Source organism: Parabacteroides sp. CAG:2, from assembly GCF_000436315.1.
Lineage (GTDB): Bacteria > Bacteroidota > Bacteroidia > Bacteroidales > Tannerellaceae > Parabacteroides > Parabacteroides distasonis.
Window position 1 is genome coordinate 1,687 of the sequence record NZ_FR885301.1, and the last position, 22,085, is coordinate 23,771.

Below are 22,085 nucleotides of genomic sequence, written 5' to 3' on the forward strand. Positions count from 1 at the left end.
GTTTACCGTAACGTTAATAGCCAATACCATCAATTATATCGGTTATGCTAAGAATATTGGTGATATAATAACGATAAATGAGACTTCAGGTAAGGAAATTTGTGGGGGAGGCCCCGTTCCTTTGGTTCGTAATGTCGCTTCGATCGCTTTAAAAAAAGTAGAGACAAGCAATCCGGAAAACGCAAATTATAAAAGTGTATCCTTCCTTTTAAAGGAGGTCTTTATCGCTAGCGCTAAAGGTGTTTCAAGTGTGGCTTCTAAAGAAGAGTGGGGAGCGATAGAGAAAATAATTGATTTTACAGATCCGGCTCTTGGATATTTAAAATATATGGTTGGTCGAGAGTTTTCAGAGAATATTGACGAAGGTTCTTACAAGAAAGGGGCTCAGGCGTTAAAAGAGATGTTAGTTCAAGAAAATACAACAAGTGATGAGGCTTTGAATCATGAATTTTATGTTTACGAGAATACAAAGGGTGAGGTGAAGTCCGGTGAATCTAACGTCAATGAGGCTTATGCCAACCATACCTTATTGATCGTAAAAGGTGATTATACCTATCTCCCGCAAGGTGCGAAAGAATCTATTACGAAAGAGAATTGTTATTATGCGATTCCTGTCGGAGAAGAAGTGACGATTGATGGCACGGAAAAAAGGAGTAAGTTTTACGTCCAACGTAACTACAAATACGAGATCTCTTTAACGATTATCGGCCCCGGTTCCGAGATCCCATACGACCCGATGATCTCCACCAATGTGAGCGCATCCGTGAAAGTGGAGCCATGGAACGTGAAGACTATCCATGAGGAAGTAGAATAAAGCAATATAGGGTAAAATAATTGATAAGAAAAAATTAGGATTATGAAACACATACTGTTTACAAAGGAATTGCTTCTCTTGGTTGTGGCTTTGTTCGCTATTATAGCGACTAGCTGCATCAAGGAGGATTTGGATCAATGCTATACGCTCAAACTGAAGGTCGAGAATATCAAGGGAGACGATATAACGGAATACGGATGGATGGAATCTACCGATCTGTATATATTCGACGAGAATCTGAATTACTTGGAGAAACGTCGCTTGGATAAGAACTTTATCCGTTCTCGCAATGAGATTGTTTTGGATGGCTATACCGCCGATCGTAGTTTACGTATCGTGGCATGGGGCAACGTGAATGCCTTGGGTGAAAAGCAATCCGTATCGGAGGCCCAGACCATAGAGGACTTGAAAGTGATGTTGAAAAGCCAAGATGGTTTGGCAGTTACCCCGGACAGCCTTTATTATGGTAGCGAACAAGTGTTGACAAAAGCCGGAGGCGTAGCGAAGGAGACTGAGATCGTGATTCGTCCGAAAGTGGGTACGGTCACGATCGAGACCCGAGGGTTGCAAGAGCAACTCGGCAGGATGGGGTTGAGAAGTTCCGTGGATTGCGACTTCTACTTGAATAATACATTAAGTGGTTTTGATTACCGTGGTACGCAGATTGGCGATAGCGTATATTATAATCCGGAAGGTGCGTGGAACGAGTCCGGGGTTGAATGGATAACCCCTACTATGCAAACCGCTTGTCCGGGACAGGATATGGCTGTGTCGATAAGCGCCAATGGAGTCTCGTTAGGCTCGGCCAAGGTAGACGAGAACGGTGATCCTATTTATACGAGCGCGGGAGAGAATACCCATCTGATCCTTGAATGGGGTGAGGGCGGAACCTTATCCGTCCGGGCAACCGTTCGTCCTTGGGGAGTAGTGGAAGAAGATATTCCGATGCATTAAAGGGTACCTCATCATATATAATTAAGAAATACGATACGAACATGAAATTATTAGCGAACATATTTTTATCCGGTTTGGCGATTCTCGCTTGTGTGAGTTGTTCTAAAGATGAGGATCCGGTTCTTTCCTTAGAAGGCGCTAAGCTGTCCGTCGCTGTCAAGGCGTCCGGTACGGCTACGAAAGCCTATAACCCCAATGACGTGAATGAGTTGGAGGGTGAGGCTTATATCAATAATTTGGCAGTGGTAGTATTTAATGAGACCGGCACGGAACTGCTCGGTTATAAATGGGAGGCTCTTTCCGGGGCGGAACATTCCGCCATAATAGCCGATGTGCCGACAACGAAGGCTGTCCGGGCACGGATCATTGTCTTGGCGAACGTGCCGAGAGATTTATTATCTACCATTTCTACCTACGATGAGTTCCAGACTCGCTTGGTAGACCTCTCCTCGCAATCGCAAACGAACCTAACGATGAGTAGTCAAGTGATCGTTACAAAATCCGCTTTATCTGAGGAAGATAACTATTTAGGATATACGGATCTTGGCGATCAGAATGTGGATGGCATCTCCGACCCGATCCTTTTGACCCGTGTAGCCGCACGTATTGATTTGGTGAATATATCCACTCGTTTTGCCGGAACGCCGTTCGCCGGACGTGAGGTGCGAATCGATGCGGTAGGTATCTACAATATGAAGACAAAGTCTTACTATTTCAGTGAGGCGGATTGGGGAGAGACAGAGGCTCCCGATGCCGTGCGAAATTCGGAGGATACCTCGTTCGAGGATCTGTTGGTAAATGATGGCGCTTCGATATCCAATACGCCATTCGTTCATTATGTAATGGAAAATATGAAAAGCGACGATCACACGATGATCGCCGTAAAAGCTACCTTGCAGGGGAATTCCAGTTATCAAGACCATACGAAAATCTTCACGGCGGTGATCAATGCGGGTGGCTTGCAGAACGGCTATGATCATAATTTCATCCGTCGCAACTACGTTTACCGTCTCCGTATTTATTTTGACGGCGAAAGTTTCGACAATATTCCCGTAACGCCAGACCCGGGCCCAGGTCCGGATCCGGAACCCGAGGTAGATACCAACTTGAATATAGCCGTGCAGGTAGTAGGCTGGGGCCCGGTAATGCAGCATCCGGTAATAGACTAAGTAATGGAATCATAGGGAATGAAATTTAGTATAAACAAGAAAAAACAAAAGGATATGAAACTAAGACATTTATTATTAGCCTCTTTCGCCGCATGCACTTTTGCCTCCTGCTCGGACGATAGCTCGAATGGCATCGAGATACCGGAAGAGAACTATCAGATGATAGATGCGAATGTCTCTCTTACCGCTACGGCTTTGGATGGGATACAGACAAAAGGTGCAACGAAAGAGGGCGGTGATGCTGTGCTAGAATCTGGCAGTAATAACGAGCAATTTATTAATGAACTAACCGCCTATTTGTTTTATGTAGACAATGGGGAGAACGAGGATGCATACAAATTCGCCGCAATGAAGACGGTATCCTCTACTGATGGTAATTCCGTAAAGACTATTGAAGATATTGTCGTTAAGGTAAAAGCTACGGCGGCCGGCGAACTTTCTGATACGCAATTGGCGGTGGTCTTTTTAGCGAATACGAAACTTGCTACGCCTCCTTCTAATTTGGGGGATGTGAAAACTGCCGAACTTGAAGATCTCGTTGATTTTACGCATGTGCATCCAGCGCCAGGTGTTACGCAAACGTATGTGCCGATGTTCAGCCAGATAGTTACGATTGGTGGAGGTGAGCATCAGTTGCTTGCTGGGACAAAGTATGATAACTGGGTGAAAGGATCTACGGCCCCTTCTATTATATATACAAACAATGCGACAGTAGGTGCAGCACATAATGAGATTGAGAAAAAAAGTGAAGCGGCAGAATGGACTGAAAATGGTTCCTCTTATGATCCGGCAAATATTCTATCTGCTGATAAAATCCCATTAACCCGCCATGTAGCCCGTGTCCAACTTCAAGCTATTGATTGCGACTTCAAGAACAATTATGCTGATGCGTCATTTGAGTTGACACATGTATATATTGCGAACGCTAGCAATACTTCTCTTATCTATGCTGACGCAAAACCGTATAGTTTGGACAATGCTACCACATATTCTCATGGTTGTAGCTATAAGCGGGATGACTATTTCTTAGTGAAAGGTAAGAATGATGTAGCTTCTTTACATTGGACAATGGATGGAGGGGTAGACATCAAAATGACGGGTCATAGTCATTCTTCTAATTTGAACGGCGATGGTTCCATAAATTATAATGGTGACAGTTGGTTCTCTTTTGATGATCAAACGGTTAGTGGTGATGAATATGGACATAAAGAGATGCCTCAATTTTATGTGTTTGAAATGAGGGGGAATAAACAGATGTTTGCAGATGATCCGAATAACGGTGATTCTCTATCTGGAATGATACAGACCATGTTAATTCTTCGGGGCAATTGGTATCCAAATGGAAAAACGGAAGGACTCGGTAATGATATGGTTAAAAGAGATCGCTACTACCGTATACCAATTAAGCAAGATGCGACTAGTGGCATTATTGGTGTACAACGTAATACCATCTATAAGATATACGCTACGATAACCGGTGAAGGCTCTAAGGATCCCGACACAAGCGAGTTGAACGCTTGTATCAGTTTTAGCATTAAGGTTGAGCCTTGGACACTCATCACGCAAACTGAGACAGACGTGAATTGATAAAACTCTTTCATAACGATTAATAGCGAGAACGGGGTTCGGAATTTCCGGACTCCGTTTTTTGTCCTATGATGGATGGATTTGCGCCCTGCATAGGTATCCCTATCGCCTAAGATAGCTTTAGCCACACCCTCAAATGCCTATATTCAATATGCTAGTTTTACCCCTTAAAGTTGAAAGTTACGCCTATCGTGCCGAATAATGGATTCCTCTAATTTTGCTAGTGTAAAACAAGAGAAAAATTCAATCCATTATGAAAATAAAGAATATACTAGCATTATTATGCTTCCTTTGCATCGGAGTGTCTTGCTCCATGGAAGACGATATTTTGAGTGGTGTGGATACGAAAGGACCTGCAGGTATCGATGCCACAGAGCTTTATGCCTCATTAGATCTCTCTCTCCTTGTAAGGAATTCGAATGTTACTACGAAAAGCTCTGAACTTACTGGGCCAACTGACGGAACTGAGGAGAATATGACGAAGGATGAGAGATCTGTTTCTGATTGTTACATCGCTATCTTTAAGTATGATTCCAAGACTAAGAATGTAGGGGACTTTTTAACTTCTTATTATTCCTCGAACGGATCGATAAGCGAATCCCTAATTTTTAAGATTCCAAAAGATAAATCAGAGCGTACGGATCTCAAGATCGTGGTAATCGCGAATGCGGCAGCGTCCGTATCCAGATCTGGCTTAGCTTCAGCTAGCCAGATTTCTTATGCGGATTTAAAGGGTAAGACCTTGGTTGAGGTTCCTAATGTTTTTGTAAAAGTAGGGGAAACTGAAATAGCAAAGGGAGATGGAGGAACCTACCCGGATAATAAAGGAGGTGTCTACGTGAACATATCCGAGAAGATTCTGGGTTTGGATCAACCCGCTAATACGCCTGTCGAGGTAAAACTTATCCAACGTACGGCGGCTATCATGTTGCAGCAGTTTAAGATTCTAAAGTCTGATGGGACTGAGTATGATAATGTGGAAATCAAAGGTTTATCTTTGCTGAATTCTAAGACTATAGGTCAAGTAGCGGGTGAGGTTTCTTCTGGTGAGAAATTATACGGAATGCAATCCGTTAATGGCACTACAGAACGTTTGTATAGCTATGAAAATACCTCATCTAGTCAGCCAACAACATTGAAGATTGATTATGTGTATAATAATGGAGAAACAGGAAGTTGTAGCTTCCCGATAAAGTCCCGTTTGAGTGAGACTTCTGATCCTAGTATAGCTGTATGGGCTGGTTATCTGTATAAGTTAGAGGTGACGCTTAGGAATGCTACTGTTGATGTAACGGTGCAGTGTGTGACACAGGATTGGATTTTTGATAAGGATCATGAATTTGAGTTTACATTTTAAATAATAGGGTAATAAATAAAAATATTGAGCTATGAGATTGAAAGTAATTTTATTTATGTTGACGTTGGGCTTATTGGGTGGATTATCTGCCTGCTCCTCCGAAGAGCCGATAGATTCTCAGACTTTAGATATGTCTTTAGTTTTATTGATGGGGGATATACAGACGAAGGCTTCGGCTCCTAATTACAAATATGCCACTACAGAGGAAATCATGATTCAGAATTGCCATGTGGCTGTTTTTGACACGGATGGAAATCGTATCCATTTTCAGGATTTTGCGAATATGGGAGATATGAAAGCTATCGATAATCTATCGGGTTATGAATTGGGGTTGGTTGGTGTGCGTACATTCGGCAAGGAAGATAAAGCGGTGTCGGTGTTGGTTGTGGCAAATGCGGATAATTCATTATTTAACGACTGTGCTACCTATGCTGATTATACCTCAAAAACAATACAAACAACATCTTTTCAATCTTCTCAGTTGGTGAAAATAGGAAAATCGAATACTACTTTAAAATATAATGGGACTAATGAAGCTATTAGAGTCTTATTGATTCAGCTAAGTGCTAAAATAGAATATAAAGGGATCTATAATAAGAATAACAATGACTTGATTAACGATCAATTCTCATTAATAAATGTGGAAGGCTTAAATGCTAGTTCGCAAGTCGCTATTTTTAATACCTCTTCTGTGGAAAATGGAGTTTTCGAGGCATTGACTTACCCTTCGGAAGATAAGCCGACGACGTTCTATACGTATGAAATTAGTGACGCGAATAAAAATATTCTATTGAGTGTACAACAAAATGGGTCAGAGATAAAAAGTTTTTCTTTTCCTGCCAATAAGTTTATAAAGGGCAACTATTACGAGATAAAAGGTCTATATGAACCTTCTACGGAAATAGAATGGATTTTAGAAGAGGTTGGGAACGAGAATGTCGCTCTTGACCCTTTTGAATAAATAGAAAGTATGTCTAATGGCTAAAAAATCAAGATGATGAAACAATATATTATGTTTTTATTAGGATTATTAATCCTAAGCGCTTGCACAAACGATGAGTATCTGGCTCAAAGAACAGAAGTAGAAGAAGGTATCCCTACGGTGGTGAAATTATCTGTGACGATTCCTATGAGCGGTAAGATTGAGACAAAGGCTTTTTCTGATAGTGGTGTTGCTGATTTATATGTGTTTTCCTTTAAAAAGGATAATGATGAGTTTATAACCGCTCAAAAGTATACGGAACTTTCCGGATCTACCATATCTTTCTCTACCTTGTCCGGAGAACAACGGATTTTTGCGATAGGAAATGTGGATTATGATATGTTTCCGGGACTTTCGGAAAGATTAGAGTCGTGGTTGGGAAATAATCATCCTTCAAAATCTGATTTGACTTCTCTTTTAGCGGAAGTTGGAGGAGATAAAGCGGTCCAGTTTGCGAATACTACCTCATTGGTAAGTGGATTATGGAATAATGAGGATGATACAAAAGATTATTGTACTGTCAAAGTGGATGGGACATTGGTTGAGAAAGGCAAAATTTACTTAAAGCGAGTAGCGGCTAAGGTGACTTTTAAAATTGAAGTGGCAGATGGCCGGGAATTTAAATTGAAAAGTTACCAAGTTTGTGAAGTTCCTAAAAAGGTAAATGTATGGGAAGGTTCTACTTCAGAAGAGATTGTTTCTTATTCAACTCAGGAATTGACAATCTCAAGAGATGAAGGATTTTTTACTTTTTATATGCCTGAAAATATAGCTAATGGAAAAGAGGGTTGTAATTCTGCGGATGATCGTGAAAAATTATCGAAAGGGTCTTTAAGAAATTCACCCCCGGAAGGAAGAGTGTTCACATATGTCGATAAGCCGGCTACGTACGTATTATTGAAAGGTTCTTACTACGCAAAAGATACAGACGGAAAAGAAACGAGTGCGGAAGTTGTATATTGTATTCATTTAGGTTTAGGAGCGGGGAGTAGCGATAAGGTTGATCATAAAGATTTTTCAACAAAGCGTAATATGAATTATACATATAATATTCAGATAGAAGGAGTTGAAAGTATAAAAACGGAAGTTACAGCTACCGATAATAATGTTTGGCGGCAAGAAGGAGATGTAACGGTTTCGGGAGAAGGAAAATCAATTCAATTAGACGCTCATTTTGAGGCAAGAAAAATAACGTTTCATAAATCGGATTTTAAAACTACAGATTTGAGAGTTTACGTAAAAGATCCTCTGACTAATTTCCAATTAACAGAATTCTCGGAATTAAAGGAGGAGTCAAAAAATTGGGTTTCTTTTAAATCTCTAAAAGATGTGCCTGTAGAAGAAACCTATAAATATCCTGATGAGAAGCACGTGAGTGAATTGCTTTCTGTTGAAGAATTATTGACTGAGTTGAATAAATGGGCAAAAGGAGAGAATTCTCTTCTAGCTCCCACAAATGAGGGAGCTATCGAGTTTGTTTGTTTTGTGAATGAGTATTATTATCAAAGTATAATGTGGCCAGAGTTTGTTAATACACTTGATCGTGAATTCTTTATTATGGATAAAACACAGAAACAGACATCTGGAGGAAATAGTACTCTTACTTCAGATGCCTCGTTCGTGATTAAACAACATTCTATCCAGACAATATATGATTTAAACAAAGGAGAAGATTATAACGCTTGGGGGATTGAGACTATAAACGAGACCGGATTATTAAATACAACAACTAATCCAAGTAAAATCAAGGATATTGCTTATGGCCGTTTAAATCTACCAGACTTTAGTGGTAAAGGTTGGAGCACTTTTTTGGATTATTCAAAAGAAAGTAACTCTAATCAGATGAAGGACGATTATAAAAATGCGTATTATGCTTGTTTGCAACGAAATCGAGATGAGAATGGGGATGGAGTGATAGACTCAAAAGAGAAAAAATGGTATTTGGCCTCTTCTGGGCAATATATATCTTTATGGCTGGGGCGCTCGTCTTTATCTGCGGAATCTTCACTTTTTAATATAGATGATTGGGTAAAAGAGGGTTTTGCTAAAAATATTCCAGCTAAATATCATTATATACCAAGTAATAATGATGGCAAAGTTGTGTTTTGGGCAGAAGAAGGAATTACAATAGGTAATGATGATAGTCATACGACAGGAAAGATACGAAACTATCGGTGTATACGAGATTTGAATATGAAAGGAATGGATGAGAATAATTTAGATAGAAAAAAGGCACCTGAAACGCTTTTCAAAATATCTTCTGTTGATCCTAAGGCACTTACTGTTACGTTTGACTATTTGAATGCAAATTCATTAAAACCGGCTCCTTCCATGAATGAATTGGACCCACATAATGAACGTGATAATGATATAAACAGGGTTTATAAGTCTTTTTGTATTGTTAGGGGAAGTGTGTCAAGCAATCAAGTTGGTGGAACATGGAAGGCAAAAACAAATCTTACGAATCCATGTAATCGTATAATGAATGAGCATGGTTGGCGTATGCCGAATCAAGCGGAATTGTCTGTTATTTATCTAGTTGGAACTGATGCGAGTGCATATGGATCATATAAGAAAAATGAATTTAATGGCTTAAAAGGCCAAACCGTTTTTGCTCGTACTTCATATAGTGGCATTGCTAAAAATGGAAAATCCGGACAACATGCTTATCGGTTGCTTGCTAACGAACATATTTCTTTAGTGGAGAAGACTGGATATACTGGATTTATCCGTTGTGTAAAAGATAATTACAAATAGAATTAAAATCCAGAAAAAGTAGAATCAATTGCTGCGAAAAACGGTTTTAATATATATCTAATTGTAGAGACACAGCATCATGCTGTGTCTCTCTCTATTTAACTGAAATCAATCTAACACTTTGTATCCTTAACTCCCGGAGAATCCTTTTTTCCGCCCAATTTACGGCTAGCCTCCAAATACGCAAGAAAAAAATAGGCTTACGGCTGGGGTATAACAGTGTAAGAATGCCCATTCACAACCGCTTATGATGCCCAATTGTACAGTTGGTGTTATGAATGGCTTATTTTATCTAGACAAGATTTTTTATTCGGAAAATAGTCCTTACCTTTACGGCATAGATACGTTGTCAAGTATTAATCAATCAAAACCCATACGAACTATGGAACATTACGTGAATATCATGTTGGATAGTGGCTTCAAGGCCGCCTTGTACGACGAGCGTGAGGTGATGCAGTTTTTACTATATTTGCCGTATGATCTCCCGTCAAGGAGAGAAGGGCCCGGAGTGGAAATACGACCTGCTCCCGGTATATGGAATCTACCTTTTGAACTTCAGCCTTCCCGAGTTCCCTTCATGGCGAACGGACGTGGTTCTGGCAAATGAGCAAACAGGGCGGATTCGGCTGAAACAGATCTATGTCTCTTTCGAACGATTCGATTTGCGTTACGAGGAGTGCGTTACTCCGTTAGAAAAAACAATTTATGTACTGAAGAATATGAACCTGTTTGATATGTCTCCCTTAAAGGAGAAAGAGGCCCACTTCCGCCGTTTGCTGGACGTGACGAACTTGGGTGCCCTCACCCCGCAGGAGCGTGCCATCTACGACGAGAACCTGAAGATCTACCGGGATTGGAAGGCGACGATGGAGTATGCGGTGGAGAATGCTGAGGCAAAAGGTGAGGTGAGAGGTAGCCGCTTGATTACTTTACGTACCGCTTTGAACTTAAAAAGAATCGGCTTGGATCCCTCTGTGATCGCCCAATGTACGGGGCTTTCCTTGGAGGAGATAAACGATCTGGAGAATCTCATTCGCAAGGAAGAGATTAAGTGTTAGATGTGGATGATATGGTATAACAGCTAAGGGGCAGGCTTACACAAGTCTGCCCCTTGCTGTCTTTATAAAGTGTCGGTGTTCCTATCACCTTCTTTGAAATGAATAGGTGTTCTTATCAATCAAGGATAGTTGGTAGGTTTACCCTTTAAAGTTGAAACTCACACCTATCGTGCTAAGAAATGTTATAATCTATTTTTGTGATGCAAATTAAAAGTGAAAGGGATGAATAGGAGAGAACTCGTGAAAACATTGGCTGATAAATTGTCGGTTACGCAAGCGGAGGCGATGCGCTTTGTTCAAGCTTGGGAAGAGACTACGACAGAGGCTTTGGAAAGTGATGGTTCTTTGATGCTATTGGGCTTTGGGACGTTCTCCGCTTGGGAACAAACCGAACGGATCGGCAGAAATCCTAAGAATGGGGTGGCTTATATGATAAGAGCTCGTAAAAGCGTGAAGTTTAAGCCCGGTAAATTATTACTTAAACAGTTGAATGTGAGCTCGTCGAAGTGAAGGCATTCACGTATGTATAATAAAAACGAAAAAATATTCGATATGAAGAGAATTCTTTTCCTAGTCCTGCTCTTGGTAGCTACGACAGGCGTTTACGGCCAGAAGTTCGCGGTGAAGTCGAACTTGCTCTATGATGCGACTGCTACGATCAACTTGGGCGTAGAGGTTGGCTTGGCTAAAAAATGGTCGCTGGATCTATCCGGCAACTATAATGGATGGAAGTTTGGTGATGAGGCTCGTATGAAACATTGGCTGGTACAACCAGAAGCTCGTTATTGGTTGTGTGAGAAGTTTAATGGACATTTCTTCGGCTTGCATGCGCATTATGCGGATTACAATGTTGGAGGCCTAAAGTTCTTGAGCAAGAATATGGAGAATCACCGTTATCAAGGTAATTTGTATGGCGCTGGACTCTCTTATGGTTATCAGTGGTTGTTAAGCGATCGGTGGAGCATGGAAGCCGTGTTGGGTATTGGTTGGGCGCATCTGGATTATGATAAATATCCTTGTGCCACTTGCGGAACCGTATTGAAAAGTGATACGAAAGATTATTTCGGGGTTACGAAAGCCGCTATTTCTATTATTTACTTTATTAAATGACCCAAGCGATGAACAAGAAGATAAATGCATATATGATGGCGGCTATGATGGCCGTCGTGTCTCCGGCAATCATGGGACAGACTGCCTCGGATGGGGTTAAAGTGATTTGTAACGACGTGGTACAGAAGGGCGACTCGGTATATATCGATGCCGTGGTGACGGTAAGTAGCGATGCGGTGAAATCCCGTAGCTATTTGGAACTGACCCCCGTCTTGGAATCGGCTTCGCAAAAAGAGGGGCTTCCTTCTATTTTGGTGAACGGACGTATCCGCCAGAAAGTATATAATCGTGAGGTCGCCTTGGATAATTTGAACGACGTACCTCATTATACTATCTTGAAAGCCGGGAAGGAAGATCAAGTGGTAAGTTATAAAACCGCCGTGCCTTTTGAGGATTGGATGAAAGACGCACGTGTCGTGTTAGACCCGAATCTATGCGGTTGCGGTAAGGAAGAGGCCGGTAGTCCGTTATTGATCGCGGACAAGATTCGTCGTCGTCCGGATAAGCGCTATGAGGTTCAGCCTACATTCTCTTATATCACGCCGATGGCAGAGACGGAGAAGCATCGTGCGGAAGTTGGTACGGCTTTCTTGGACTTCCAAGTGGGTAAATATCAGATTCTTCCTGATTTCCGTAATAATGCGGTGGAGTTGGCGAAGATCAATAATACGATCCGTACCGTTACAGAGGATAAGAACGTGAAACCGACAGGTATCGTACTGAAAGGATATGCCTCACCGGAAGGCTCTTACGCTAGTAATAAGAAATTGGCGGATAATCGTGTCAAAGCGTTACGTGACTATATCCGCCAGAAGAATGACTTCAAGGCTGATTTTTTCACGATGAGCTCGGAACCGGAAGATTGGGTCGGTTTTAAGGAAAAGGTAGAGGCCGATCCGAATGTGCCGAATCGTAGCGAGGTATTGGCGATTATCGATAGCTCGGATGATCCGGATCGCAAGGAGGCTAAGTTACGTGCCTTGGGTGGTGGCGCCGCTTTCCGTTATGTGTTGAAAGATATTTTCCCTTCGTTACGTCGTTCGGAATATAAGATTGATTATACGGTGCGTGAGTTTACGGTGGATGAGGGGCGTGAGATCATCAAGACTCGTCCGCAACAGCTAAGTTTAGGGGAGATGTTCGCGGTGGCTAACAGCTATGAGATCGGTAGTGACGAATATGATAATGTATTTGATATTGCTGTCCGTATGTTCCCGAATGATCCGGTAGCGAATCTTAACGCTGCGAATATCGCTATGGGCAAGGGTGATTATGCTTCCGCTAAGAACTATTTGGCGAAGGCGGGGAACGCTCCGGAGGCGGTTCACGCAAAAGGAGTGTTAAGTATGTTGACCGGTGATTTGACAGAAGCGGAGACCCTATTGAAGCAGGCTCAGGATATGGGTGTAAAGGCCGCGGCGATAAATTTAGAGGAATTGCGCAAGAAAATAGAGGATAATGCGGTATTTGATAGTTTCAACGCTGTAAAATGATAGCTATTCCTCCCTAGGTATAGGGCAGAAGGCACTTAATTTGTAAATGTCATGAAGACAAATATTAATAATAATTTCTTTTATATGGAACAAGCATCAGATGTAGTAGAGTTGGTTCTGCCTCATGAGGTAGATAATCCAAACAGTGTCTATCTGTATCTGGAAGGAGATGCTTGGTGCGCATACGAACGTTCAGCCTATTATCTGACTCAGATGGAGGTACCGGTTGTATTAAAGAAAGAAGTGATCCGCAGCGACTATGATGTGGTCTTACTGAAAGCTTTTTTCGCCGTGAATGATATGTATTTGCCGCTTTCTCCCACGGCTGTGCTGAAGTTGGTTGCCGACGATAAGCTACAGTTCCAGATAAGGGATAGGGTAGAAGGTTTTTCCGAATGGAAAGAGAATGAGTTAAAAAAATTATCTGCTTGATAAGGAAGCGAACGCTTCTTATTTAAGCATGTAAAGTTGAGGGGTGTAAGGGTCCTGGAAAGTAGTGATACTTTTCAGGACTATTCTTTTGTATGGGATGCCTCCCTGTAAATGATTACCCGGCAATCCGGGGAGAGAGTGACAGTGAATTGGTCTCCCAAAGCCTCGTTGAGAGTTCCTTGCCACCATGAGGTGAGCTTTCGTCGGCGAATGGGCCAACGGAGTCCTTCCGTACTAATCTCCCCTTCGGGATAAAGAACGAAAATGGAGATTTGTTGTCCCGGATAAGAAGCGAAGGTTGTTGTTTCTAAGATAGGAGTGAAAAGGCCATAGTCGGATAACATCTCCACCCGCTTGAATAAGTGGGCATAGTCCATAAGAAGGGATATATTTCCCAATGTATGATCCTCACGCAATCCGGTAGCACCTAATATAAGAACTTCTCGATAGCCTTGGGTATGGGCGAAACGGACGGATTTGGTGAGGTCGTTGATCTCTTGGTCCTCTACATGATGGATTCGGTCTGCGTAGCGTTCGCGCAGGCCGGCGGGTATGCTGTCCAAGTCTCCTACGATAGCGTCCGGATGAATACCCTTTTCATAAAGTGTCTTTACGGCTCCATCACAAGCGATAATCGTTTTCGCTTCCTTTAATAATCTCAAGGGTAACTCAGCGGAAGGAAATCTCCCATTCGCTACGATCACACATCCTCCTTCCAGACTTTCCATATTATCTCCCATAATTCAAAATTCATAATTCAAAACTCTTCCCCTTTCTTCCGCCAATTGTAATAGCCTACTATGGCTAGTGTCGCATAGCAAAAATAGAGTAGCATCGTCGGATACAAGCCCCGAAGGTAATAAAGATATACGGAAACGAGGTTTACGATTACCCAAAAAATCCAATGCTCGATAATTCGCCTTGCCAGCATCCAAGTAGCGACAATGCCTACCGACGTGGTGAACGCATCGCCTACGGGGATGGGAGAGTCCGTGAATTGATGAAGGAGATACCATAAGATGGCGAATACAACGGCCAATGTTCCGATAATCCCCACGAAAAGCGGAAGGCTCAGATGGGTGTATAGGATACAGTCGGAGGGAAGACTGTCGTTTTCCGTGTGTATCTCATGTTTCTTCCGGGTCCATTGATAGAAACCGTATATGCTGATTCCTACGTAATAGGTTTGCAATCCCATGTCCGCATAGATCTTAGCGGACAGGAAGACAAATACATACACGAGGGAGGTGAGGAATCCCACCACCCACATGGCCTTATGTTGTTTAATCTCTAGAAAGAGATAGAGTAGACCGGTTATTACTCCGAAGTATTCTAGCCAAACCATTTTAGTAATTGAAAATTAAGTTAGAATTTGAAGGTGATCCTGGCCATGGCGTTCGTGCCGGCTTGGGTGAAATAACCGTCATCCTTTTTACGTGTGTCGTTTTCGATATAAGAGTATACCCATGCGTTGGTCTCGTACTTCTCGTTGAAGAGGTTGTTGATAGTCACGTCTAGGGTTATTTCTTTCATGAACTTAGGCTGGAAGGCGTAACCGATACGTAGGCTATTGATAAAGTAGGGATCGATGGAACGATCCTTGCTGCTTGAATTGTCTATGTATTGGCGGCCTACTACTTGCGAGTTGAAACTAGCGATAAATCCTTTGTAAGCGAAATCGAACATGCTGTTTGCGATTAGGTCTGGGGAGAAAGCGATATTCGTTGTACCTAGATCGTTGATCTCTTGTACTCCGGTATCCCAGTTATCCACGTATTCCACGAAATGCTTGATTTTATTTTGGCTGAGGGTTACGTTCGCGTTCCAATTCAGCCAAGAGGTGATTTGTACACCTCCGGTAAGCTCGATGCCCATTCGGTAGCTATCCTTTATATTGGAAGTGAGGGCCTCACCGATCTCGCTGATCTTGCCGGTCAGGATCAATTGGTTGTTGTAATCCATGAAATAGAGATTGGCTCCAACCCGGAAACGGTTGTTACCAAAACTATAACCGGCCTCGTAATCATATAAGGTCTCGTGGGTAGGACGTTCTTCGGGGCCTGCCTCCGTGAAATTGTCACGGTTCGGTTCCCGGTTTGCGACGGAGAAAGAGACGAATGCGTTATGGCCGTTGTTATGGAAGTTTATACCGGCTTTCGGGTTGAAGAAGTTCCAGTTCTTATGAATGTCCAGCTCTTCCTCGGCTTTGTCATCGTTTCCCTTAATGGTGTAATGGATCCCACGGTATTGTAAGTCCAGATAGCCGGTGAAAAGAGGGGAAAGACGTTGGGTCAATTTTGCGTATGCGTTGTAGTCTAATTTCTTACCGGTATTGCGGTAATATTCGTAATCCGGTTGTGGCAAGACGTTTGCGCTTTTGGTCCACATTACCCGGCCAAAATGGTCGCCTACGTAGTTGTTGACGGCGGTTCCCAGCGTAAGGCGGGTGTTGTCATGTTGATAGTTCGCGCTATAAACGGCTCCATAGAAATAATTGTCGAGCCATTTACGGCGCACAAGGTCCGTCTTTTTTACGGTATTACCCTCCGGATCGATATATTCCGGTAGTTTATAACTGCTGAATTTGGCTTTCGATTTATAATCCTCGTAATATCCGTTACCATCGGTGTAATGAAGGGTCAGGTTCATATTCCAGAAATCTCCGATACGCTGGCTGGCCATTAAATGGTAGTTGTGTTGCCAATAATTATCCGTCTGATTGTTATAAAACTTCTTCACTCCATCTTCCTCATATTCTCCGCATGGATTATAGCTACGATCTGTGTCAAGTAAATAAGACGGAACACCGTTCCATGCTTGATAGGTCTTCTCGCTGTTCCCGAAGGCTTGGAATTTAATCAATGTATTATCGGCATAGAAAGCGGCGGAGGCATAGTAAGAGCTCATACGGGCGGAGGCACGATCGATAAAGCCGTCGCTACGGATATTGGAGTAGCGGACGTCGAAAGCGAAATGATCGTAAAGTAATCCGGTACCGCCTTTTACCGTATGCTTCAGCGTACCGAAAGAACCTGCTGATACGGAATATTCGCCGTAAGGCTTTAAGGACGGTTTCTCGGTCTGCATGGCGACCGTAGCGCCAAAAGCCGCGGCTCCGTTCGTAGAGGTTCCGGCACCTCGTTGGATCTGGATCGATTCTACCGAGGAGGCTATATCGGCCATATTAGCCCAGAATACGGTATGAGACTCGGAGTCATTAACCGGTACGCCATTGATCGTGATATTGATACGGTTCGCGTCTGTACCCCGGATACGAAAACCGGAGTAACCTATACCTGTTCCGGCATCCGAGGTCATGATAACAGACGGGGATTGGGAGATAAGGAATGGGATACCTTGCCCGTTGTTCCGGCTGCTTAGCTCTTGTTTGGAGATGTCGCTATAAGCTACCGGGGTTTCTTTCCCGACTTTGGTAGCGGTAATAACTACTTCATCCAAAGATACGTCTTTTGAGATTTTCAAGGAGTCGACCGGACTGGGCATTTGTGCCTTGACGGTTGTAGCCAGTAAGGAGCCGGCCAAGATAACCAATACATTTTTCATCTTTTCATCTTTTTGCTTTAAAACTAAATAGATGAATAGAAAGGATCGGAGAAGCATGAATCCCTACGACAGCATTACCTGTACAGGTTCTATGGGTATGATCTCAGCCCGCTCCTTTCGTGAAGGATTTTGCGAGCACCCCTTCGTATTCGGCAGCAAAGATAGGCATAAAAGTGTTAATAAATATTACTGTCAATAGTAAATCGGATTTCTATAGATATTAATTCTGATTACTATGGATAGTAATCCGGTTTGTGTCGTATTAATTTTTTCTGTAAAAAGATGAGGATATTTTGAGAACTCATTGATTTTTTGTATATTTGCGGGCGATTAAGTGAAGTTGAGGAGGGGGCGGGTAGTCCCCTTCTTTTGTTCTTAACAGATATGTGTATGATAGAAAAGAAAGTGGTAAGCCAATTAATAGAGGAAAAACTAGCCTCTTCAAGCAATTATTTAGTAGACGTGGTGATTAAACCGGGAAACCTGATAGTCGTTGAAATTGATAACGATGAAGCGGTAAGCATTGATGATTGCGCCGAGTTGAGCCGGTATTTGGAGGAGCATCTGGATCGTGACGTCGAGGATTATGAGCTGGAGGTTGGCTCCGCCGGCATTACTTCTCCTTTCAAGGTACTTCGCCAATACGTCAAGAACATCGGAAACGAGGTGGAGATGCTGTTGAAAAACGGCTCGAAGCTGACCGGTGTGTTGAAATCTGCCGACGAGAACGGTGTGGTTGTCTCTGTCGAGAAGAAGGTGAAACCGGAAGGCGCTAAGCGGAAGGTGACTGTGGTGGAGGATGAGTCGTATACATTTGATGAAATAAAATATACAAAATACTTAATAAGATTCAAGTAAGATTATGGCCAAGAAAGAGGAAACAATCAGTATGATTGACACCCTTGCGGAGTTCAAGGAGTTGAAGAATATCGATAAAGATACGATGATTAGCGTTTTGGAAGATTCGTTCCGTAACGTGATCGCCAAGATGTTTGGCACGGATGAGAACTATGACGTGATTATCAACCCTGAGAAAGGTGATTTCGAGATATGGAGAAACCGTACGGTTGTGGCTGATGATGAATTGGAGGATGAGAACTTGCAGCTTACGTTGACGGAGGCCCGTAAAATCGATGCCGACTGTGAGGTGGGCGAGGAAGTGACCGACGAGGTGCATTTCGCAGACTTCGGACGCCGTGCGATCTTAAACTTGCGCCAAACTTTGGCTTCAAAGATACTTGAATTGCAGAAAGACAGCTTGTACGCTAAGTATAAGGATAAAATCGGCCACATCATCGCCGCTGAGGTTTATCAGGTGTGGAAGAAAGAAATCCTGTTGCTGGATGACGATGGTAATGAGTTGCTACTGCCGAAATCCGAGCAAATCCCGACCGATTTCTATCGTAAGGGAGAGACCGTACGTGCGATCGTTCAACGTGTGGATAACTATAATAACAACCCGAAGATCCTTCTTTCCCGTACGGATAAGGTCTTCTTGCAACGGTTGTTTGAGTTGGAGGTTCCGGAGATTAATGACGGCTTGATTACGATCAAGGCGATCGCCCGCATCCCGGGAGAGCGTGCCAAGGTGGCTGTCGAGTCATACGATGACCGTATTGATCCGGTAGGCGCTTGCGTAGGTATGAAAGGCTCTCGTATCCACGGAATCGTTCGCGAGTTGAGAAACGAGAACATTGATGTGATTAATTACACCTCAAATCTCTCTTTGTTTATCCAGCGTGCCTTAAGCCCGGCTAAGATCTCTTCTATCCGTGTGAATGAGGAGGAAAAGAAAGCTGAGGTTTATCTACGTCCGGAGGAGGTTTCTTTAGCGATCGGTAAGGGCGGTCTGAATATTAAGTTGGCTTGTATGTTGACTGAGTATACGATTGACGTATTCCGTGATATCGAAGGAGCGGACGAGGAGGATATCTACTTGGATGAGTTCTCCGACGAGATCGACAGCTGGGTGATCGACGCACTGAAGAATATAGGATGCTATACGGCGAAGAGTGTCCTTGCTATGGACCGCAATGAGATTATTGAACGTGCCGATCTGGAAGAACAGACCGTGGACGATCTTTTAGCTATCTTATCTGCGGAATTTGAAGATGAAGGTAACGAATAAGTATTACGACAAAGTTAGATATGCCTATAAAATTAATTCAAGTACAGAGAAAATTGAACGTGGGAATCAACACGGTGGTTGAGTTCCTGCACCGGAATGGGTTCTCGGTTGAGGATAATCCCAACACGAGGATCAGTGATGAACAGTATGCTTTGCTCGTAAAAGAGTTTGGAAAGGATCTGCCAGAGAAAGATCGTAATTTTGCGGCGGATCGTATGCGGAAAGAGGTTCCTTCTGTGAAAGAAGAGAAGACCGCGGAAATAAAGACAGTGATACCGGAAGAATTCAGACCTAAGATCGTAATGAAGGGTCATATTGATTTGGATGGTGGACAACATAAAAAACAGCAGGAAGAGCCGAAGGCTAAAGAGGAGCCTAAGGTGAAAGAAGAGCCTAAGGTAAAGGAAGAGCCGAAAGTGAAGGAAGCGCCTGCCGCTCCCGCTGCTCAAGCTCCTGTTAAACCCGCGCAGCCTGCGCAGGCTCCCACGGAGAAAAAAGAAGAAAAAGTTATAGTAGTGGAAGTGGAAAAAGAAAAAACCGTAGAGAAGCAACCGGTTGTTGCGGAACCTAAGGTGGAAAGTGTGAAACCGGAACAGGAAGTAGAGAAGACCGAGGAAAAGGATGATAATCTTTTCCGTTTGAACTCGGTTAAATTGGAGTCAAAGATCAAGGTAACCGGTAAGATTGACTTGGATGCGCTTAACCAATCGACTCGTCCGAAAAAGAAAACGAAGGAGGAGAAGCGGAAAGAGCGTGATGAGAAGCAAAAGTTTAATAACAATCGGCCGGGTAATAATAGCAACGGTCCGGGCGCTCCTCATAAGAGTCCGAATTCGCCGACTTTGATTAAACCGAACGCTCCTGCTAAACCGGGTGAGGAAGGTGACGCTAAGAAGAAGCGTAAACGTATCAAGAAAGATCGGGTAGACGTGAATAATACGCCGGGTACGAATTATCCGCGCCCGAATCGTGACGATCGTCCGAATAACGACCGTAAGCCTCGCTTGAAGAAGCCGGTGAAAGCGGAAGTTAGTGAAGAGGATGTTCAAAAGCAGATCAAGGAGACTTTGGCTCGCTTGACCAACAAGAATAATAAGAATAATAAGGGGGCTAAATACCGTCGTGATAAACGTGACGCCGCTGTGAAACGTGAGCACGAGTTGATGGAACAGGAAGAACTGGAAAGCAAGGTATTGAAGCTGACCGAGTTCGTTACGGCCAACGACTTGGCGAACATGATGGACGTATCTGTAACGGAGGTTATTGGTACTTGCATGAGCATCGGCCTTATGGTTTCGATCAATCAGCGCCTGGATGCGGAGACGATCAATATTGTGGCTGAGGAGTTCGGTTATAAGACTGAATATGTAAGCGCGGATGTTGTCGAGGCGATCAACGCTGATGAGGAAGATGATAACGAGGAGGATTGGGTAGCCCGTCCGCCTATCGTAACGGTGATGGGACACGTTGACCATGGTAAGACTTCTTTATTGGATAATATCCGTAGCGCGAACGTAATCGCCGGTGAGGCCGGTGGTATCACGCAGCATATCGGAGCCTACAACGTGAAGTTGCAGAATGGCCGCCGTATCACGTTCTTGGATACTCCGGGTCATGAGGCGTTTACCGCTATGCGTGCCCGTGGCGCAAAGGTGACGGATATCGCGATTATTATCGTGGCCGCTGATGATAACGTGATGCCTCAGACGATCGAGGCGATTAATCACGCTTCGGCTGCCGGTGTTCCTATTGTTTTCGCTATTAATAAAATCGATAAGCCACATGCTAATCCTGAGAAGATCAAGGAGGAGTTGGCGAATATGAATTACTTGGTGGAAGACTGGGGGGGTAAGTACCAGAGTCAGGAGATCTCCGCTAAGAAAGGTATCGGTGTCGAGGAGTTGTTGGAGAAGGTCTTGTTGGAGGCCGACCTGTTGGATTTGAAAGCGAATCCGAAAAAACGTGCGGTTGGTTCTATCATCGAGTCTTCTTTGGACAAGGGACGTGGCTATGTATCTACCATATTGGTGGAGAACGGTACGTTGAAGATGGGAGATATCGTTTTGGCGGGAACTCATCAAGGACGTATCAAGGCGATGTTCAACGAGCGTAATCAACGGGTGGAGAAGGCCGGTCCTTCCGAGCCGGTATTGATCCTCGGTTTGAATGGTGCTCCTCAGGCCGGTGATACATTTAATGTATTGGAGACTGAGCAAGAGGCGCGTGAGATAGCTAACCGTCGTGAGCAATTGCAGCGTGAGTTAGGTCTTCGTACGCAGAAGATGCTTACTTTGGATGATATCGGACGTCGTATCGCCGTGGGTAACTTCCAAGAGTTGAACGTGATCGTGAAGGGTGATGTGGATGGTTCCGTAGAGGCTTTGTCCGACTCCTTGATCCGTTTGTCTACCGAGGAGATTCAGGTAAACGTAATTCACAAGGCGGTTGGCCAGATTTCCGAGTCGGATGTGGTTTTGGCAGCGGCTTCGAACGCTATCATTATCGGATTCCAAGTTCGTCCGTCTTTGCAAGCACGTAGAAACGCCGAGAAGGAAGGTGTGGAGATCCGTTTGTATTCTATCATCTACGATGCGATCGAGGAGGTGAAGAGCGCTATGGAAGGCATGCTTTCTCCGGAGATCAAGGAGGAGATTACCGCTTATGTGGAAGTTCAGCAGGT

17 protein-coding genes, 1 pseudogene and 1 riboswitch are annotated in these 22,085 nt (G+C 43.5%); of the genes and pseudogenes, 15 read left to right on the top strand and 3 right to left on the bottom strand.

Annotated elements, in window-relative coordinates; translation table 11 throughout:
- The 12 genes and pseudogenes from QVP94_RS10380 to QVP94_RS10435 all read left to right on the top strand — a co-directional run.
- Positions 1–814 (top strand): annotated as a pseudogene (locus QVP94_RS10380) (fimbrial protein); the annotation flags it as partial.
- Between the two features lie 42 nt (positions 815–856).
- Entirely contained in the window at positions 857–1,768 is a 912-nt protein-coding gene (locus QVP94_RS10385) for a FimB/Mfa2 family fimbrial subunit (protein WP_005859428.1), read from the top strand.
- Positions 1,769–1,809: 41 nt separating this feature from the next.
- Positions 1,810–2,937, top strand: a complete 1,128-nt coding sequence (locus QVP94_RS10390) for a fimbrial protein (protein WP_005859427.1) — start codon at positions 1,810–1,812, stop codon at positions 2,935–2,937.
- Positions 2,938–2,991: 54 nt separating this feature from the next.
- Entirely contained in the window at positions 2,992–4,524 is a 1,533-nt protein-coding gene (locus QVP94_RS10395; RefSeq protein WP_022192556.1) for a fimbrial protein, read from the top strand.
- 253 nt (positions 4,525–4,777) lie between these two features.
- The gene (locus QVP94_RS10400) at positions 4,778–5,881 is read left to right on the top strand and encodes a hypothetical protein (RefSeq protein ID WP_005859422.1); all 1,104 of its coding nucleotides are present in this window, start codon (positions 4,778–4,780) and stop codon (positions 5,879–5,881) included.
- Between the two features lie 31 nt (positions 5,882–5,912).
- Positions 5,913–6,842, top strand: a complete 930-nt coding sequence (locus QVP94_RS10405; RefSeq protein WP_005859420.1) for a fimbrial protein — start codon at positions 5,913–5,915, stop codon at positions 6,840–6,842.
- A 36-nt stretch (positions 6,843–6,878) separates the two neighbouring features.
- Positions 6,879–9,620 carry a DUF4906 domain-containing protein gene (locus tag QVP94_RS10410; protein WP_229033865.1) on the top strand — a complete coding sequence of 914 codons (2,742 nt, stop codon included), beginning with the start codon at positions 6,879–6,881 and terminating at the stop codon, positions 9,618–9,620.
- A 476-nt stretch (positions 9,621–10,096) separates the two neighbouring features.
- Positions 10,097–10,678: a PD-(D/E)XK nuclease family transposase gene (locus QVP94_RS10415; RefSeq protein WP_022192557.1), complete on the top strand. Its 582-nt coding sequence runs from the start codon at positions 10,097–10,099 to the stop codon at positions 10,676–10,678.
- 222 nt (positions 10,679–10,900) lie between these two features.
- A complete protein-coding gene (locus QVP94_RS10420) occupies positions 10,901–11,188 on the top strand; it encodes an HU family DNA-binding protein (protein WP_005859414.1) in 288 nt (95 codons plus the stop codon).
- 42 nt (positions 11,189–11,230) lie between these two features.
- Complete coding sequence (locus QVP94_RS10425) at positions 11,231–11,788, top strand: DUF3575 domain-containing protein (protein WP_005859412.1); 558 nt, start codon at positions 11,231–11,233, stop codon at positions 11,786–11,788.
- Positions 11,789–11,796: 8 nt separating this feature from the next.
- Positions 11,797–13,281 carry a DUF3868 domain-containing protein gene (locus tag QVP94_RS10430; protein WP_005859410.1) on the top strand — a complete coding sequence of 495 codons (1,485 nt, stop codon included), beginning with the start codon at positions 11,797–11,799 and terminating at the stop codon, positions 13,279–13,281.
- Positions 13,282–13,365: 84 nt separating this feature from the next.
- The gene (locus QVP94_RS10435; protein ID WP_005859408.1) at positions 13,366–13,713 is read left to right on the top strand and encodes a hypothetical protein; all 348 of its coding nucleotides are present in this window, start codon (positions 13,366–13,368) and stop codon (positions 13,711–13,713) included.
- Positions 13,714–13,793: 80 nt separating this feature from the next.
- Here the strand turns inward: QVP94_RS10435 and QVP94_RS10440 are convergent, their stop codons facing one another.
- Genes QVP94_RS10440 through QVP94_RS10450 form a run of 3 tightly spaced genes read right to left on the bottom strand, consistent with a single transcriptional unit; the run spans position 13,794 to position 17,277 of the window.
- Positions 13,794–14,453 carry a thiamine diphosphokinase gene (locus tag QVP94_RS10440; protein WP_005859406.1) on the bottom strand — a complete coding sequence of 220 codons (660 nt, stop codon included), beginning with the start codon at positions 14,451–14,453 and terminating at the stop codon, positions 13,794–13,796.
- 17 nt (positions 14,454–14,470) lie between these two features.
- Positions 14,471–15,058: a nicotinamide riboside transporter PnuC gene (gene pnuC / locus QVP94_RS10445; protein ID WP_005859404.1), complete on the bottom strand. Its 588-nt coding sequence runs from the start codon at positions 15,056–15,058 to the stop codon at positions 14,471–14,473.
- 20 nt (positions 15,059–15,078) lie between these two features.
- On the bottom strand, positions 15,079–17,277 hold the full coding sequence (locus QVP94_RS10450) for a TonB-dependent receptor (protein ID WP_005859402.1): 2,199 nt from the start codon (positions 17,275–17,277) through the stop codon (positions 15,079–15,081).
- A gap of 42 nt (positions 17,278–17,319) precedes the next feature.
- Positions 17,320–17,430, bottom strand: a riboswitch (TPP riboswitch).
- 237 nt (positions 17,431–17,667) lie between these two features.
- Here QVP94_RS10450 and rimP point away from each other — a divergent pair.
- From rimP to infB, 3 genes are all read left to right on the top strand, one after another.
- The gene (gene rimP / locus QVP94_RS10455; protein WP_005859398.1) at positions 17,668–18,135 is read left to right on the top strand and encodes a ribosome assembly cofactor RimP; all 468 of its coding nucleotides are present in this window, start codon (positions 17,668–17,670) and stop codon (positions 18,133–18,135) included.
- Between the two features lie 4 nt (positions 18,136–18,139).
- A complete protein-coding gene (gene nusA, locus QVP94_RS10460) occupies positions 18,140–19,405 on the top strand; it encodes a transcription termination factor NusA (protein ID WP_005859396.1) in 1,266 nt (421 codons plus the stop codon).
- Between the two features lie 20 nt (positions 19,406–19,425).
- On the top strand, positions 19,426–22,085 hold a 2,660-nt coding region (gene infB / locus QVP94_RS10465), incomplete at its 3' end, for a translation initiation factor IF-2 (protein WP_288213243.1).

Coding starts and splice junctions, on each gene's coding strand:
- QVP94_RS10385 (WP_005859428.1), top strand. CDS start 857: ATGAAACACATACTGTTTACAAAGGAATTGCTTCTCTTGGTTGTGGCT.
- QVP94_RS10390 (WP_005859427.1), top strand. CDS start 1,810: ATGAAATTATTAGCGAACATATTTTTATCCGGTTTGGCGATTCTCGCT.
- QVP94_RS10395 (WP_022192556.1), top strand. CDS start 2,992: ATGAAACTAAGACATTTATTATTAGCCTCTTTCGCCGCATGCACTTTT.
- QVP94_RS10400 (WP_005859422.1), top strand. CDS start 4,778: ATGAAAATAAAGAATATACTAGCATTATTATGCTTCCTTTGCATCGGA.
- QVP94_RS10405 (WP_005859420.1), top strand. CDS start 5,913: ATGAGATTGAAAGTAATTTTATTTATGTTGACGTTGGGCTTATTGGGT.
- QVP94_RS10410 (WP_229033865.1), top strand. CDS start 6,879: ATGAAACAATATATTATGTTTTTATTAGGATTATTAATCCTAAGCGCT.
- QVP94_RS10415 (WP_022192557.1), top strand. CDS start 10,097: ATGATCTCCCGTCAAGGAGAGAAGGGCCCGGAGTGGAAATACGACCTG.
- QVP94_RS10420 (WP_005859414.1), top strand. CDS start 10,901: ATGAATAGGAGAGAACTCGTGAAAACATTGGCTGATAAATTGTCGGTT.
- QVP94_RS10425 (WP_005859412.1), top strand. CDS start 11,231: ATGAAGAGAATTCTTTTCCTAGTCCTGCTCTTGGTAGCTACGACAGGC.
- QVP94_RS10430 (WP_005859410.1), top strand. CDS start 11,797: ATGAACAAGAAGATAAATGCATATATGATGGCGGCTATGATGGCCGTC.
- QVP94_RS10435 (WP_005859408.1), top strand. CDS start 13,366: ATGGAACAAGCATCAGATGTAGTAGAGTTGGTTCTGCCTCATGAGGTA.
- QVP94_RS10440 (WP_005859406.1), bottom strand. CDS start 14,453: ATGGGAGATAATATGGAAAGTCTGGAAGGAGGATGTGTGATCGTAGCG.
- pnuC (WP_005859404.1), bottom strand. CDS start 15,058: ATGGTTTGGCTAGAATACTTCGGAGTAATAACCGGTCTACTCTATCTC.
- QVP94_RS10450 (WP_005859402.1), bottom strand. CDS start 17,277: ATGAAAAATGTATTGGTTATCTTGGCCGGCTCCTTACTGGCTACAACC.
- rimP (WP_005859398.1), top strand. CDS start 17,668: ATGATAGAAAAGAAAGTGGTAAGCCAATTAATAGAGGAAAAACTAGCC.
- nusA (WP_005859396.1), top strand. CDS start 18,140: ATGGCCAAGAAAGAGGAAACAATCAGTATGATTGACACCCTTGCGGAG.